At 51.3% G+C, this 16,496-nt stretch carries 15 protein-coding genes; 3 read left to right on the top strand and 12 right to left on the bottom strand.

The annotated features are described in order from the left end of the window. Positions 1-11: 11 nt before the first annotated feature. Both ftsX and ftsE read right to left on the bottom strand, forming a co-directional pair. Positions 12-926, bottom strand: coding sequence for a permease-like cell division protein FtsX (gene ftsX, locus ACFRAM_RS14310; protein WP_066378746.1), 915 nt, complete (start codon positions 924-926; stop codon positions 12-14). Then, positions 916-1,602: a cell division ATP-binding protein FtsE gene (ftsE, locus tag ACFRAM_RS14315; protein WP_066378748.1), complete on the bottom strand. Its 687-nt coding sequence runs from the start codon at positions 1,600-1,602 to the stop codon at positions 916-918. The genes ftsX and ftsE overlap by 11 nt, the downstream gene beginning before the upstream one ends. Positions 1,603-1,810: 208 nt before the next feature. Between ftsE and ACFRAM_RS14320 the strand changes: the two genes are divergently transcribed. Then, positions 1,811-3,241, top strand: a complete 1,431-nt coding sequence (locus ACFRAM_RS14320; RefSeq protein ID WP_379466422.1) for a VanW family protein — start codon at positions 1,811-1,813, stop codon at positions 3,239-3,241. A 178-nt stretch (positions 3,242-3,419) separates the two neighbouring features. After that, the gene (locus tag ACFRAM_RS14325; protein WP_379466423.1) at positions 3,420-3,827 is read left to right on the top strand and encodes a CBS domain-containing protein; all 408 of its coding nucleotides are present in this window, start codon (positions 3,420-3,422) and stop codon (positions 3,825-3,827) included. A 45-nt stretch (positions 3,828-3,872) separates the two neighbouring features. On the opposite strand, the gene ACFRAM_RS14330 is transcribed toward ACFRAM_RS14325, so the two are convergent. Further along, positions 3,873-4,496, bottom strand: a complete 624-nt coding sequence (locus tag ACFRAM_RS14330; protein WP_379466424.1) for a DL-endopeptidase inhibitor IseA family protein — start codon at positions 4,494-4,496, stop codon at positions 3,873-3,875. A 173-nt stretch (positions 4,497-4,669) separates the two neighbouring features. Between ACFRAM_RS14330 and ACFRAM_RS14335 the strand changes: the two genes are divergently transcribed. Beyond that, positions 4,670-5,449 (top strand): alpha/beta hydrolase, encoded by a 780-nt coding sequence (locus ACFRAM_RS14335; protein ID WP_066378764.1) that lies wholly within the window; start codon positions 4,670-4,672, stop codon positions 5,447-5,449. Positions 5,450-5,567: 118 nt separating this feature from the next. On the opposite strand, the gene argH is transcribed toward ACFRAM_RS14335, so the two are convergent. From argH to prfB, 9 genes are all read right to left on the bottom strand, one after another. Continuing rightward, positions 5,568-6,983: an argininosuccinate lyase gene (argH, locus tag ACFRAM_RS14340; RefSeq protein ID WP_066378767.1), complete on the bottom strand. Its 1,416-nt coding sequence runs from the start codon at positions 6,981-6,983 to the stop codon at positions 5,568-5,570. 110 nt (positions 6,984-7,093) lie between these two features. Further along, entirely contained in the window at positions 7,094-8,329 is a 1,236-nt protein-coding gene (locus ACFRAM_RS14345; RefSeq protein WP_066378771.1) for an argininosuccinate synthase, read from the bottom strand. A gap of 288 nt (positions 8,330-8,617) precedes the next feature. Further along, entirely contained in the window at positions 8,618-9,586 is a 969-nt protein-coding gene (gene argF / locus ACFRAM_RS14350; RefSeq protein ID WP_379466425.1) for an ornithine carbamoyltransferase, read from the bottom strand. Between the two features lie 3 nt (positions 9,587-9,589). Next, positions 9,590-10,849, bottom strand: a complete 1,260-nt coding sequence (locus ACFRAM_RS14355; protein ID WP_379466426.1) for an acetylornithine transaminase — start codon at positions 10,847-10,849, stop codon at positions 9,590-9,592. Positions 10,850-10,934: 85 nt separating this feature from the next. After that, on the bottom strand, positions 10,935-11,756 hold the full coding sequence (argB, locus tag ACFRAM_RS14360) for an acetylglutamate kinase (protein ID WP_379466427.1): 822 nt from the start codon (positions 11,754-11,756) through the stop codon (positions 10,935-10,937). 45 nt (positions 11,757-11,801) lie between these two features. After that, a complete protein-coding gene (gene argJ, locus ACFRAM_RS14365; protein ID WP_379466428.1) occupies positions 11,802-13,034 on the bottom strand; it encodes a bifunctional ornithine acetyltransferase/N-acetylglutamate synthase in 1,233 nt (410 codons plus the stop codon). A gap of 21 nt (positions 13,035-13,055) precedes the next feature. Continuing rightward, positions 13,056-14,105, bottom strand: coding sequence for an N-acetyl-gamma-glutamyl-phosphate reductase (argC, locus tag ACFRAM_RS14370; RefSeq protein ID WP_379466695.1), 1,050 nt, complete (start codon positions 14,103-14,105; stop codon positions 13,056-13,058). Positions 14,106-14,297: 192 nt separating this feature from the next. Next, positions 14,298-15,182, bottom strand: a complete 885-nt coding sequence (locus ACFRAM_RS14375) for a YitT family protein (RefSeq protein ID WP_175371508.1) — start codon at positions 15,180-15,182, stop codon at positions 14,298-14,300. An 89-nt stretch (positions 15,183-15,271) separates the two neighbouring features. Continuing rightward, positions 15,272-16,385 (bottom strand): peptide chain release factor 2 gene (gene prfB / locus ACFRAM_RS14380; RefSeq protein WP_139085222.1). Its coding sequence is split into 2 segments (ribosomal slippage): positions 15,272-16,312 and positions 16,314-16,385, totalling 1,113 coding nucleotides; the frame shifts between segments, so codons are not numbered across the junction. Positions 16,386-16,496 lie beyond the last annotated feature (111 nt).

Consider the following 16,496-nt stretch of genomic DNA (forward strand, 5'->3'; position numbering starts at 1 on the left):
TCGAAATCTCGTTATACCTTCAAAAACTTGCGAATGGACACGGTACTTCCCCAAATGCCAATCAGCATGCCCAGCCCAACCAGCAGACCGCACAGGAGCATCCAGATCTCACCGAACGGGATCAGCTTCAGCCCCAGCATCGGGTCACCCTGCACAGAAGACAACAGACTGGTGTAACCTGCGTAAAGCAGGCCCGAGGTGACGAGTGAACCAATTAATCCGATCAGTGCCCCTTCTATAAAGAAAGGCCAGCGAATAAAATAATTTGTCGCCCCAACCAGCTTCATGATGCCGATCTCTTTGCGACGGGCCAAAATGGTTACGCGAATCGTATTGGAGATCAGGAACATGGACATCAGGCCTAATCCTGCTACAAAAATAAAACCAATATTGCGCACAGCACGCGTCACTTTAAACAACGTCTCGATTGAGCCTTTTCCGTAATTGACTTTATAGATAGGCTGCTCTTCATGAGTCTCGTTCAGCGCTTGGATCTTCTCAGCCACAAAAGGGACAGTAGTCGGCTCAATGACCTCTATTACCAGCTTGTCCGGCAAAGGGTTGTTGTCCTCATCGAATCCTTCAAGAAGTTCAGCGGCGTCCGCGCCCATATCTTCACGGAATTCCTTGAGACCCTGCTCCTTGGATACAAAAGTAATCTTGCTGACCTCCGGCATGCTGCCGATCTCATTCTCCACCGTCTCACGTAGCTTCTGGTCGGTATTAAGCGCCAGATGCACATTGATCTGAACCTGACTGTCCGCCTTATCGGCGATAGCGTTCACATTAAGTACAAGCAGAATAAAGACACCTAGCACGAACAACGAGACGACAATCGAGGTGATGGAGGCTATGGACATCCAGCCGTTGCGGAATACGTTTTTAAAGCCTTCCCGCACGTGTCGCAAGAAGGTCTTAAAACTCATAACCGTATTCCCCTCTCACTTGGTCTCTCACAATGTTGCCGTTCTCGATGGCCAGAACCCGCTTGCGCATTTTGTTAACAATGTCACGGTTATGCGTAGCCATGACGATCGTAGTGCCACGGAAATTGATCTCGTCCAGCAGTTGCATAATGTCCCAGGAGGTCTCCGGGTCAAGGTTACCCGTAGGCTCGTCCGCAATAATAACGGACGGATTATTAACGATCGCCCGGGCAATCGCAATCCGCTGCTGCTCACCGCCAGAGAGCTGTGAAGGCTCGCGGTTGGCTTTGTTCTTCAGACCGACCAGATCTAGTACTTCATTGACGCGCTTCTTGATAATTTTCTTCGGAGCCTCAATAACTTCCATTGCAAAAGCAACGTTCTCAAAGGCCGTCAGCTTCGGGAGCAGCCGGAAATCCTGAAAGATTACGCCAATATTCCGGCGCACATAAGGAATTTTACGCGGTTTGAGCTTGCCTATATTGAAACCGCCCACGGAAATCTGACCTTTGGTCGGCATCTCTTCTCTATAAATTAATTTCATGAAAGTCGACTTCCCTGCACCAGACGGACCGACAACATATACGAATTCGTTACGGTCAATCTTGACGGACACGCCCTGCAGCGCATGAGTGCCATTGGGGTACGTCTTCCACACATCCTGCATTTCAATCACTCTATCACTTCCCGATTATGACATATTCCGCCGTGAAGTCTTTCGACAAGGTCCAGCCCAGACTTCCATAAACTGCACTTTACAGCAGGCGTCTCTATTGTAACAAATCTGTTACTCCTTGAGTACCCGAAAGTTTTACATTGGCCGCACATATACTTGAAATATCACGGCTTTCCTAACCAATTTAACCCCTCAAGAGGAGATTCCTATGAAAAAAATTCACGCTGCTCTCATTGCATTGATCAGTCTTATTCTAGCAGGTTCGCTTGTTACCGGCGGGCTTCATCTCTATACGAGTCAGCGCACATTGCCTGACGGAATCAACCTTGCCGGCTGGGAGATTGGCGGTATGAATATCGATGATATTCGCTCCGGTCTCGAGCAGCGGCTTCTCGCACTCGAAGCCCTTCCGCTTGTTCTCAAGGCGGAGGGTACTGCAGATGTTGCTATCACTTTGAAGCAGGCCGGGCTGACCTACAAAGCTCCGGCTTTCCTGCAAGCCCTTCAGGAGCTTAAAGAGGGAAATTTGTGGGATCGCTTCAACGCCCGCCGCAGCTTTCCCCATAGCTGGAGCCTAACCTCTCGTCTGGATATCAAACAGCTCAAAGATATTCTCAGCCCCGCATGGGAGAGATCCGCCTTCGGCGTCCCGGTGGATGCCACCCGGGTCATTACCCCTGGCGATCAGGTGGTCTACACACCGGGAACCAATTCACGCGAGGTGAACTGGACCGCGCTGGAGACTACTTTGCAGGCAGCGCTCCCTACAGACTTCCAACAGCTGGAGGATCTACAGAATACTCCCCTTGTTCTGGAAGTCCCCTTAACCGTGCTGGAGCCAGCGATCACCTTGAAAGAATTAAAAGATCAGGGTATCGAGCGTAAAATCACACAATTCAGCACTTCACTCGGCAGCAGCGGACCAGGCCGCACACATAACGTAGATGCCGCGGCCAAAGCTGTTAACGGAACCATTCTCCCGCCAGGTGCTGTGTTTGATTATGGCAAGGCCATTGAAAAAGCCCGTCAGGAATATGGTTTCCGGGAGGCGCCAGTCATCGTCGGCGGCAGGCTGCAGCCCGGCATGGGCGGCGGTATCTGTCAGGTATCCAGTACGCTGTACAATGCGGCGCTGCGTACTGGTCTTGAGATTGTAGAGCGGCGCAATCATTCCGTACCCGTCAATTATCTGCCAAAGGGACAGGATGCTACGTTCGCTGAAGGATATATCAACTTCCGCTTCCGGAATAATACCGGCAAGTACATCATTATCCAAGCCGAGGTTCAGGGACGCGCCTTGACTGTTAAGCTGTTCGGCACGTTCCCTAAGAATATCAGCTATGGAATCCAATCGAAAACGGTGGAGATCCTGCCACCGAAAGATATTTTCGTCCGCGATGCCTCTCTGTCGCCTGGTAGCTCCCGTGTAATCCAGCAGGGCAAAACAGGATATGTAGTCGAGACTTACATCACCCGCTATGTCGACGGTAAAGCCGTGGAGACTTCCCGGTTGTCCCGCGACGTCTACCCTGCGCAAAAACGGCTGGTCGCAGCCAATCAGCCCGGTGCGGGCCGGAACCCCACTCCAGAAGCTACAGAGCGTCCTTTTATGGAGGATGGTGTGCGCAGCAGTCAGTAGCAGGCACCTATCGCCTCTATCAAAAACGGCCGGACCCTCGAAGGTTCGACCGTTTTATTTTCATATTCGTGTACAGGCAGTTTGCCTGTTTTTACGGGTAAATTACGCAGAGAACCATCGCAGTTTACGATTCAGGAGTACAGTAGGAATACACCCGATTTCGAAAGGATGACTTAGAATGACTACAGCTATTATCAATGATCTTGCAGGACTGATTCGCACTGAGCCCGCTGTCTATGCTTCCCGTACTTGCCGCGAAACGCTGCGCGTGATGTTCCAGCATCCCGAAGCCAAAAGCATTGTCGTCTGTAACGCAGCTAACGAGCCATTGGGACTGCTAATGAGTGAACGTTTCTTCCTACGTGCTACCGGCCGGATGGGCGCAGATTCCTTCTACGGCGAACCAGTTCTGAAGCTGATGAACAAGGCTCCACTAATGCTGGACATTGAAGCCCCTCTGGAGACCGTGATGGCGGCGGCTACCAACCGTCCGGATGAATCCAAGGATGATTGCGTGATTGTCACTCGTAACGGAAAATATGCCGGCGTTGCCTATCCGTCCGATCTGCTCCGCTGCCTGCAGTAGAGCTTTTTTTATTTGTACTGACAATTCTCCGCTCTCCACTCTCTCTTAAAAAAGAGCATTCGGTGACACATCAATTCTCCAGTATCCCTCCACCTTCTTCAGCTTTACGATTACATCCTTGATAGCCCCTTGATTCTTATAGGGAACTGTCAATTCAAATACTGCGGCTAACGCATTTTTGGAGACCATTCGGGCAGTAGCCTTTCCAAAATCCAATGATGTCCCATAATCCCGGTTCACTTGTGTCATCCGTCCTTCATAATCCATAAATTGTGACCGGGTATAATAAACCGCTGCATTGTGGGTAAACGCCTTTTTTATGTAATTCAGCAGTTTCTGCTCTGTGCCGATGTCGCTGGAGAGATAACGATATTCGTCGCCTTTGTACTGAAAAATCTCCCGTTTGTAATCTCCCCCGCCCTGGCTGGCGTAGGAAAAGATAGCATTCGCATGTACTAGCAGTGGAATAATACTTTTCTCGGTCAAATTGTTAATCGTCGCCGGACCTTCCTTGCCCGGTATCGAGGCCCCCACCGTTTTTGCTATAGGGTTTACTATAGGGTTTACTATAGGGTTTGCTGTAGGTGTCGAAGCTGCCACCGCCCCTCCTCCGGCCGACAGTAGTCCAAGGGAAAGAGCCAATGTGCCAATCATCCATTTTTTATTCATCTTGTATTTCCTCCTTTTCAAAACTAGCCATAAAAGTGCGCTTAAAGATGCTTATTACACCCCGTAAGCTAAAATACCCAATCCATGAGCCAATGAAAACGCTAATCAGAGCTTTCGATGTTTCATACCATTTGGGGACTATGCTATTATTTGTGCTGGGAGGAGGATATACAATGGCTTTAATTGAATGTAGATTTTATTCGGAAGTGTTAGGTCTCAGCACCTCCATGACTGTAATTTTACCGCAAACAACAACCTCACAGATCGGTATGAGCAATGTAACGCGTGGTGAGCTGCACCCTACGCTGTACTTGTTACACGGCTTGTCGGATGACGACTCCATCTGGCTGCGTCGGAGCTCGATCGAACGATATGTTGCCGAAATGGGGATTGCAGTGGTGATGCCCCAGGTGCATCACAGCTTTTATACAGATATGGCCATGGGTGGCCAATACTGGACCTTCATCAGCGAGGAATTACCTGCGTTGGCACGTTCCTTTTTCCCGCTCTCGCATAAACGCGAGGACAACTTTGTAGCGGGATTATCAATGGGCGGCTATGGAGCATTCAAGTTAGGACTGCGCAAGCCCGAAAGCTTTGCAGCCGTGGCCAGTCTGTCAGGTTCACTGGATATCGCACAGCATTTCAAAAATACGGATGACCCGGCTGCCAAAAGAGGGTATCAGATGATTTTCGGCGAAAAAGACGTTGCAGGCACACCAGATGATCTCCTGTGGCTCTTAAAGGAACTGGATCAATCACAAGGGCCGAAACCGGCCTTTTATCAATGCTGTGGAACAGAGGACTTCCTGTATGAGAACAATCTGTCATTCCGGGACGCTTGCCGCAAGACTACCCTATCGCTAACCTACGATGAAGGCCCAGGAGAGCATGAATGGGGTTATTGGGATGCCAAGATCCGCGATGTTCTGGCCTGGCTGCCACTCAAATAAATAGATTTTATTTTGCAAAAAAAGACTGTCTCCCCCTTGCTTCAGTAGCCAGGGATAGACAGTCTTTGTCATGTTCAGGAATATTCGCGCCTATCGTAGGGTCATCTGTAATAACAACCTACAAAACAGCGTTGCTGTGTTTTACAACCCACTCATTCGCTTCATGCAGGGCAGCTTCGGCCCGTTCGATGGCAGCCTTCACCTGCACGGTAGCTGTGCCGCCGTATACATTACGTGCGTTCACAACAGCTTCCGGCTGAAGTACCGCATAGATGTTCTCATCGAACAACGGCGAGAATTGCTTGAACTCATCGAGCGTGAGATCCAGCAGGAACTTGCCCTCGTTGATACAGTACAATACAGTCTTGCCGATGACTTCATGCGCCTGACGGAACGGTAAACCTTTGCCCACCAGGAAATCAGCGATATCTGTCGCGTTGGAGAAGTCGGTGTTCACCGCTTCGCGCATGCGGCCCTTGTTCACCTTCATCGTAGCGATCATTGGAGCGAATAACTGCAGCGCCCCTGTCAATGTAGTCACCGTATCGAACATGCCTTCCTTGTCTTCCTGCATGTCCTTATTGTAGGCCAGCGGAAGCGACTTCAGCACGGTCAACAGACCGATCAGGTTGCCGTATACGCGGCCTGTTTTGCCCCGGACCAGTTCCGGAACATCGGGATTTTTCTTCTGCGGCATGATACTGCTGCCGGTGCAGAAGGCATCATCCAGTTCGACGAAGCTGAACTCAGTGCTGCTCCACAGTACCAGTTCCTCGCTCAGCCGGGACAGATGTGTCATCACAAGCGAAGCATTGGCCAAAAACTCTACGATAAAGTCGCGGTCGCTGACAGCGTCCAGACTGTTCTCGTACACACTGTCAAAGCCGAGCTGCTCCGCCACAAAATGACGGTCGATAGGGAACGTCGTTCCCGCCAGCGCACCCGCTCCCAGCGGCAGCACGTTGATCCGTTTGTAGCTATCCGTCAGGCGCTCCGCGTCGCGGCGGAACATGGACACATAGGCCAGCAAATGATGGGCGAACAGAATCGGTTGTGCCCGCTGCAAATGCGTGTAGCCAGGGATAATCGTCTCTACATTATCTTTTGCCTGCTCAATCAGGGATTCCTGAAGGTTGTGGAGTAGGCCCACCAATTCCACCACGCGGTTGCGCAGATAAAGATGCATATCCGTCGCCACTTGGTCGTTACGGCTACGTCCGGTATGCAGCTTGCCGCCGACTGGACCGATTTCTTCAATCAAATGCTTCTCAATATTCATGTGGATGTCTTCATCCGATACCGAGAAAACAACCTCTCCCGCACGAACCTTATCCAGCACTTTGTTCAGACCCGCCTTTATCGTCTCAACATCCTCCTGCGGCAGAATTCCGCATTTGCCCAGCATGGTGACATGGGCCAGACTGCCCTGCACATCTTCTTCCGCCAATGCCTTATCAAACCCGATGGATGCTGTATATTCCTCCACCAGCTTGTTCGTTCCTTTGGTAAATCTTCCGCCCCACAGCTTGCTCACCTGTCGACTCCTCCTCCTTGGACGCCAGAGAGCCGCTCCTGTCCTTGCGGGAGGAACGGCCCACTGAACGGTCCGCTTGTTTGATTGCTCTATCTGAACGTACTCTCTACTTATTTATTCGATTCTGCCACGCCAGAAGATACTTTAAGACGCAGGGCATTCAGGCGGATAAAGCCTGTTGCATCCCCTTGGTCGTAAGCCTGAGTTGGATCAGCTTCCATAGTCGCGATCTCAGGATTGTACAAGCTCACTGGGCTCTTCACGCCGGCACCGATAATGTTGCCTTTGTAGAGCTTGACGCGCACTGTACCTGTGACGTTTTGCTGGCTCTCGGTAACCAATGCTTGCAGCGCCTTGCGCTCAGGAGCAAACCAGAAGCCGTTGTATACCAACGTGCTGTAACGGGTAATCAGGCTGTCGCGCAGGTTCATGACCTCACGGTCCATTGTGATGGACTCCATTTTCCGATGCGCTGTGAACAGAATGGTTCCGCCCGGTGTCTCATATACGCCGCGGCTCTTCATGCCGACAAAACGGTTCTCGACCATGTCCACACGGCCGATGCCGTGCTTGCCGCCCAGTTCGTTCAGCTTCTCCATTACCTGAAGCGGAGACAATGACTCGCCATTGAGAGCTACACAGTCGCCTTTCAGGAATTCAAGCTCCAGATATTCCGGCTCATCAGGTGCATCCTCAGGCGCATTGCTCAGCAGGAACATCCCTTTGTTCTCCGGTGCGCTTGGATCAAACCAAGGATCTTCCAGTACGCCGCTCTCATAGCTGATGTGCAGCAGGTTGCGGTCCATGGAATACGGCTTCGCTGCCGAAGCCTGAACCGGAATGTCGTTTGCTTCTGCGTATGCAATCATTTCCGCACGGCCCGGGAACTGGTTACGGAATTCTTCCAGACGCCAAGGTGCAATTACCTGGATGCCAGGTGCCAGTGCCGCAGCATTCAGCTCAAAACGCACCTGGTCGTTGCCTTTACCTGTCGCGCCATGCGCGATGGCTGTTGCGCCTTCAGCGATGGCGATATCCACCATCCGCTTGGCAATCAACGGACGAGCGATACTTGTACCGAGCAGGTATTGCCCTTCATACAACGCGCCCGACTGGAACATCGGATAGATGAAGTCACTCGCGAATTCATCGCGCAGATCGTCGATGTATACCTTCGACGCGCCGGTAGCGAGCGCTTTTTCCTCCAAGCCATCGAGTTCTTCCTTCTGGCCGATATCGGCTGTGAACGCGATGATCTCCGCATCATAAGTCTCTTTCAGCCATTTCAGAATGACCGATGTATCAAGTCCGCCGGAATAGGCGAGTACAATTTTTTCCTTAGCCATGAACAAGCAACTTCCTTTCGTGTGGGCTATATAAGATGTATTGAATACGAGCACCTTTGAAGTCTCGCGGCTGGTCGTAACTGCGCGGAATGTTTGGACTTCCGATCGTTGTTATCATCAGATTTCTATATTTAAGCCGCATTTTGCGGATGAAATCTGATGATAAAGACGACCGCTGACGCTTCTCCAGTTCCAAACTTCCACTACGTTACTTCCTCACGAGCATCAAGATGCCACTATCAAATCCATCTTATATAGATAATTATATTTTAAATAAGATTCAGTTCCTTAACCCATCAGTGCAGCCATGAGTGCCTTCTGCGCATGCAGGCGGTTCTCCGCCTGGTCAAAAATCACCGAGTTCGGGCCGTCGATCACACCTGTGCTCACTTCTTCCTCACGGTGTGCTGGCAAGCAGTGCAGGAACAGATAGTCGCTCTTCGCACCCTTCACCAGTTCCTCATTAACCTGATAGTCCTTGAACGCCGCTTCACGCGCCAATTGCTCTTCTTCGAAGCCCATGCTGGCCCACACATCCGTGTAAATGACATCGGCATCCTGCACCGCTTCCTGCGGGCTGGTCGTAACCACGATCTCTGCGCCAGTCTCCTTGGCAATCTCGCGTGCCTCTGCCACTACTGCTGCATCCGGCTCATAGCCTTGCGGGCCCGCTACCGATACATGCACGCCTAGCTTGGCTCCGCCGATGAGCAGGGAATGGGCCATGTTGTTCCCGTCGCCGATATAAGCCAGCTTCAAGCCCTTCAAGCGACCCTTGTGCTCGTATACAGTCTGGTAGTCCGCCAGCACCTGGCAGGGATGAGCTAAGTCACTCAAGCCATTGATAACCGGCACAGAAGCGTACTTTGCCAACTCCTCTACCTTGTCATGACCGAAGGTCCGGATCATGATTCCGTCCAGATAACGGGACATCACTTGTGCTGTATCGCCAACGGTTTCGCCACGTCCGAGCTGAATGTCATTTTTGCTCAGGAATAGCGCATGACCACCCAACTGGAACATGCCTACTTCGAACGATACGCGGGTACGCGTGGATGATTTTTCAAAAATAAGACCGATCGTCTTACCCTTCAGCGGCTGATAAACCTCGCCGTTCTTCTGCTTCTTCTTCAGTTCAATCGCCAGCTCAATCAGGTACGTAATCTCCTCCGGGCTGTAATCATTCAGTTCCAGAAGGTCGCGCCCTTTCAGCTTCTTGGCAATATCCTGTGTTTCACTTGGTATAACCTGATTCATGAACTAGGCCTCCCCGTTTGCTTCTGTAGCATAAGTATGAATGAGTTCCGAAAGGATGTCCACCGCCTGATCGATTTCCTCTTTACTGACATACAAGTTCGGCAGCAACCGGATGACATTCGGTCCAGCTGTTACGAACAGCAGCCCCTTTTTCTGTCCAGCCAGCACAATATCGCCTACAGGACCCTTGCATTCAATACCGATCAGCAGACCCTTACCGCGAATTTCAGTGATAAAAGGAACATCCGCCAGCTTTTCTTTCAGCTGTCCGACCAGGTAGCTGCCCGATTCAGCCGCAAGCTGCGGTACATTATCTTCAAGCATCGTCTCAATGGTCGCTGACATAACTGCTGCCGCCAGAGGGGTTCCCCCGAAAGTAGTCGCATGACTGCCAGGTGAAAACGCTTCGCGCAGATAACCTTTGCCCAGCATCAACCCTGCCGGGAAGCCACTCGCCACGCCTTTAGCCAATGTGAAAATATCCGGCTCAATATTGTAGTGCTGATGACCGAACAGCTTGCCTGTGCGTCCCATGCCAGTCTGTACTTCATCTACAATCAACAGCAGTCCATGCTCTTTACAAAGTGCAGACACGGCTTCGAGAAACTCTGGTTGTACCTCAAGCACGCCACCCTCGGCCAAAATCATTTCAATCATGATCGCTGCTGTATGCTCACCGATTGCCGCCTTCAGCGCAGACAAATCATGTAGTGGCACGGTTTTGAAGCCTGCCGGAAGCGGCAGGAAGCCTTCCTTGACCTTTTGCTGCCCGGTAGCCGTCAATGTTGCCAATGTGCGGCCATGGAAGGACTGCTCGAAAGTGATAACCTCGTAACGGTCCACACCCTTGATCTTCTGCTGGTAACGACGTGCCAGCTTGATAGCCGCTTCATTAGCTTCCGCCCCGCTGTTGCAGAAGAAGACTTGGTCCGCGCAACTGTTCTCGGTAAGCAGCTGGGCTACCTTGTCCTGTCCCGGAATATGGAACAGATTGGAGACATGCCATAGTGTATCGATCTGCTCCTTCAGCTTGGCGCCGACTTTCTCCGGAGCATGACCCAAACTAGTCACTGCCAGTCCGGAGGTGAAATCCAGATACTTGTTCCCTTTGTCGTCCCACACCCAGCTGCCCTTACCTTTAACGAGGCTGATATCGAATCTGGCATAGGATGGGAACACTGCGCTCAACTTGTCTGCCGGCTCCTCTTGTCCTGCCGCGCCACCTGCCGCTTTACCTTCTTCCACTTGTGTAAGCTTGCTCATTCCATTGTCACTCTCCTGTCATCTGCGCCGCTAATGGGCTGCCTATTTATAGTGAACTTGAATACGTCCAAGATACATGTACTCTTTATCGGACGATACGCGTTCCGATATCTTCTCCCTGTAGTACCCGTCCCAACACATGCGGCTCCTTACCATCCACGATAACCACTTCAGACACATTACCCTGGATGCAATCGATCGCTGCACGAACTTTGGGGATCATACCGCCATAGATTTCGCCGCTGGCAATCAACGCTTCAATTTCCTGTACCGTCACCGAGGGGAGAACCACCTTCTCCCCGTCTATGGTCCGCATAATACCGGGAACATCCGTCACTACGATCATTTGCGGTGAATCAATATGAGAAGCCACAGCTCCCGCTGCCGTATCTGCATTAATATTGTAGCGCTGGCTTCCCGCATCCACCCCGATCGGGGCAATCACAGGAATATAACCCAAGGCGAGGATACCCGTCACAATCTCTGCCTTCACCCCGGTTACTTCTCCGACCAGCCCTACCTCAGCGCTATTGTCTACCGGACGAACGGTAATCAAGTTGCCATCCACGCCGGACAATCCAAGCGCAAGCCCCCCGCTGCCTTGAATCCGACGTACGATCGCTTTATTAATGCTACCCGCCAGTGTCATCTCCACAACGTCCAGCACTTCTTCTGTGGTCACTCGCAGGCCGTTTACGAAGCTGCTCTCGATGCCCAGCTTAGTCAGGTTCTCTGAAATAGCCGGTCCGCCCCCATGTACGATCACGGGCTGAATCCCCTCCGCTTGCAGGTCACGCAGCTCCTCAAAGAACGAATCCGGAAGCGCCGCCAGCGTACTGCCACCGCACTTCATCACGAACAACCGGTCGGTCGCCTTAGCATCTCTATCTATTGCATTCTGTACCATTATCCAAGCCCTCCCTGAAGCACTTCAGCAGCCATGCCCGCAGGGTTAGGTGCGGTATGCAGCATTAATGCGCACATAATCGTAAGTAAGATCGCAGCCCCATGCAGTAGCCGTTCCCTCTCCATCATGCAGCTTTACTGTAATCAGAACCGTGTCACTCTTCTGCAAGTAGACCAAAGCCTGCTCTTCATCAAAAGCAACCGGCTTCGACTGTAGCAATACTTCAATTGCTCCCAGCGAGATGTCCACCCGTTCCGGTGAAACCGGAACTCCAGCACGCCCTACAGCAGCAATAATCCGTCCCCAGTTCGCATCCGCGCCGAAAATCGCCGATTTCACCAGACTGGAACCGACCACCGTCTTCGCAATGGCAGCAGCAGCTTCATCGTCCACTGCCCCGCTGACCTGAACCTCGATCAGCTTCGTTGCACCTTCACCGTCACGGGCAATCGACTTCGCCAGACTCTGGCATACATGCGTGAACGCAGCGGCAAAGTTATCCCAATCGGGGTGCAGCCGGTTCAGCTTACTATTTCCAGCAAGCCCGCTGGCCATCGCCACGAGCATATCATTCGTACTAGTATCACCATCAACAGTAATCATATTAAAAGTAACATTCGTAGCAGCGCGCAACAGATTCAGCAAGTCCTCACCGTCAATGGCTGCGTCTGTAGTCATAAAGCCGAGCATCGTTGCCATGTTGGGGTGAATCATCCCGGAGCCCTTGGCGGCTCCAGCAATCACGACCTCTTCACCGCCTACGGACACTTTTACGCAGCACTCTTTTTTCACCAGATCTGTAGTTAGAATCGCTTGGCAGAACTCTTCTGCTCCGGCAGCTCCCCCATCCAGCTTCTCCGGCAATCCGGCAATCCCGCTCCGTACAGCATCCATCTTGAGCAGTTCCCCAATCACACCAGTTGAAGCAACGGCCACATTCTCTTCCGCCACATTCAGCTGACGGGCAGTAGCGGCGCGCATCTCGTATGCATCTGCTTCCCCTTGTTCCCCTGTGCAGGCATTGGCATTGCCGCTGTTCACGACAACCGCCTGTAGCGTTCCATTCACCAGACTTTCACGGGTCACCTTCAGTGGAGCAGCCTGAAATACATTCGTTGTATATACTCCTGCCGCTGTAGCAGGCACCTCACACAGGATAGCGCCGAGGTCGTTGCGGTCTGTTTTTTTCAAGCCACAGTGCAAGCCTCCTGCTTTGAAGCCCTTAGGTGTTGTGATGCTGCCGCCTTCCATGACGGTATATGTTTGCTTCTCGCTCATTGTCTCTTTTACCACTGAACTCTACGGATACACAGGTGTATAGCCGAGGCCAAGGGTTTCCTCCCATCCCATCATCAAATTGAGGTTCTGTATTGCCTGCCCAGCTGCACCCTTCACGATGTTATCAATAACGGATACGATCGTAATACGCCCGGTACGGGCATCTGCCGCAAAGCCAATATCACAATAATTGGAGCCGCTAACTTCCTTCGTTGCCGGAATCACTCCCGCGTCACGCACGCGCACATAAGGTCTGCCTGCATAATACTTACGATATAAGTCCACAAAATCCTGTTCCGTATATTGCCCGTTCATTCCCGCATACATCGTGCTCATAATACCCCGTGTCATAGGGACGAGGTGTGTGGTGAATGTCACCGTAACATCTTTCCCGGCAACGTCTGAAAGCGTCTGTTCAATTTCCGGTATATGTTGATGCTTGTTGACCTTATAAGCTTTGAAATTCTCATTCATCTCTGAAAAATGCACCATCAGGCTCGTTCCACGACCTGCTCCAGACACCCCTGATTTCGCATCTATAATGATGCTATCATGCTTGATCCAGCCCGCTTCAATGGCCGGAACCAACCCCAGCAGCGTAGCTGTAGGATAACAGCCTGGATTCGATATAAAATCAACTCCCGCCGCCCGCTCTCCATACACCTCGCACAGCCCGTATACCGCCTGCTCCAGATAAGCTTCGGCCGGTGCCGGGTGTTTATACCACTGCTCATAAGCCGCGCCGTCCTTCAAGCGAAAATCACCCGACAGATCCACAACCTTGAGTCCTGCCTCAAGCAGCTGTGGGACCAGCTTCGCACTTACCCCCGACGGGGTAGCTGTGAATACAACATCCGCCTTCCCGGCAATCTCTGCTGCATCCACTCCGTCCAGCTTAAGCTCCACTACCCCGGTCAGATGCGGGAATCCTTCTTCAATAGGCACCCCTGCGCTAGATGAGGAAATCACTGATGTGATCTCCACCTTAGGATGACTTTGCAGCAGCCTGATCAGCTCCACGCCTCCGTATCCCGTTGAACCAACAATTGCCGCCCTCAGCTTGCTCTCCACTGTCATCCCCACTTTCTGCTTGATGTTGATACTCTAATCTATCTGGTCTTGCCTGATATTCAGTCTATTGTATAGCCGCTCTGAAATATGTATTATTATACGACTCAATTAATATAAATACAACATGTTAAGTTAACTTTGTACATAGTTTCGGTATAAAAAAAAGAAGCGCGACTCCCCGCGCAGGAGAGTTCACGCTTCTCTTTTAAATCCTTCGCCCAGCACTTCATGGGCTTCTGTAATGATTACGAACGCGCCCGGATCAACCGAACGGACGATTGCTTTAAGTCTTGTGATTTCGTTCTGGCCGACCACAACCATAAGCACCGTGCGATCATCGCCTGTATAGCCACCTTGAGCATTCAGCTTCGTTAGACCACGGTCCAAGTCATTCAGTATCGCCTGTGTGATCTCCTCTGTCTGCTCCGAGATAATATACGCAACCTTGGTATAGCTAAAGCCAACCTCCAGCGCATTAATGACCCGGCCGGTAACAAATAAACCAATCAGCGCATACATCGCCTGCTCCATCCCCAGCACAAACGCTGCCAGCGTAATCACCGTACCATCCAGCAGCACAACTGACATGGAGAAGCTCAGACCGGAGAACTTCTGAATAATCTGGGCCAAGATTGAGAGACCGCCTGTCGAGCCGCGTCCACGGAAGACCAGCCCAAGGCCAAGACCTACCCCAATCCCTCCATATATGGAAGCAAGGAGTGGATTAGTAGTCGGAACAGGCCCATCTTTAGTCAAAAAAATAAACAATGGCAGCACGAAGCTGCCCAGCAAAGAGCGCATTCCATACTGCTTGCCCAGCAATACTACCCCCATCACGAAGAGTGGAATATTCAATGCCCACTGGGTAAAAGCAGGCTCTGCCCCAAACCAGGCTTCGGCCAGTACGGATAGGCCGGATACCCCTCCGGAAGCAATCCGGTTCGGCAGGAAAAATAAATTGAACGCAAGCGCCGTAATCAGTGACCCTAACAGAATCAGTCCTAAATCCACTGCATGGCGCAGTGGTCCATTCAATGGAATGAACGGCGGCTTATTGCGTGAGTTGATCTTTTGCATGAAAGGCTCTCCTTCAAAGTAACTTTATCTTTTCTCTTGACGCCAAAAATTCCTACGGCCTCCGAGGAAGCGTAGGAATTCATTTGTACTTATTCAGCTTCAGTCTTGATTTGGCTGCGCAAATATCCATCAATAAATGCGTCCAGATCGCCATCCATTACAGCACCCACGTTTCCGGTTTCCACGGAAGTGCGGTGATCCTTTACCATACTATAGGGATGGAACACATAGGAGCGAATCTGGCTACCCCAGGCAATATCCGACTGTTCTCCTCGGATTTCATCCAACTGTTGCTGTTGCTCTTGCAGCTTGCGCTCATACAGCTTGGAACGAAGCATTGTCATTGCCCGTTCCCGGTTCTTGATCTGAGAACGTTCATTCTGACAAGTCACAACCACACCAGTTGGTAAGTGCGTGATCCGTACCGCCGAGTCTGTCGTATTGATATGCTGACCACCGGCACCACTTGCCCGGTAAGTATCGATTTTAAGATCCTCTGTACGGATTTCAACTTCCACATCATCCGATATTTCTGGTACCACATCACAGGATACGAAGGAAGTATGCCGTCTGCCGGAGGAGTCAAAAGGCGAGATACGTACCAATCGGTGTACGCCCTTCTCTACCTTCAAGTAACCATAAGCGTTAAAGCCTTTGATTAGCAGGGTCACACTCTTGATTCCTGCCTCATCACCTGGAAGATAATCCAGCACTTCGACCTTGAAGCCGCGTTTCTCTGCCCAGCGTGTATACATCCGCAGCAGCATTTGTCCCCAATCCTGGGACTCCGTGCCGCCTGCACCCGGATGCAGCTCCAGGATGGCATTCATCTTGTCGTATGGCTGGTTCAGCAGCAACTGCAGCTCGAACTCATCCACTTTACCGGCCAGAGCGCGGATGTTGCCAGCGACCTCAGCCGCCAGTTCCTCATCGCCCTCTTCATCGGCCAACTCAGCCATCATCGCAGCATCATCATAATCCTGCTGCAGCTTCTCATACTGATCTACCGAAGATTTAACAGCATTCATCTCGGCGATAATGCCTTGGGCTTGCTCGCTGTCATCCCAGAACCCGGGAGCCGCCATCTTCTCTTCGAAGTTAGCAATCATCTCTTGCTTAAGGTCTAAGTCAAAGAGACCCCCTAAGGTTGGTTAATTTCTTGCCGATTTCCCGCAGGTCCTGCTTTACATTTGGATCTATCATATGTCACTTCACCTTTCAGTATAAGTTGTTGCGTTTCCCGCATATTGAAGTAGCGAGTTGGAATCTCTACATTCCTATTCACCAAAACTACGAATTTAAAAAAGCGGCCAG

Origin of the sequence: Paenibacillus sp. NPDC056722 (assembly GCF_042790635.1) — a bacterium.
Taxonomy (GTDB): domain Bacteria; phylum Bacillota; class Bacilli; order Paenibacillales; family Paenibacillaceae; genus Paenibacillus_AQ; species Paenibacillus_AQ agri.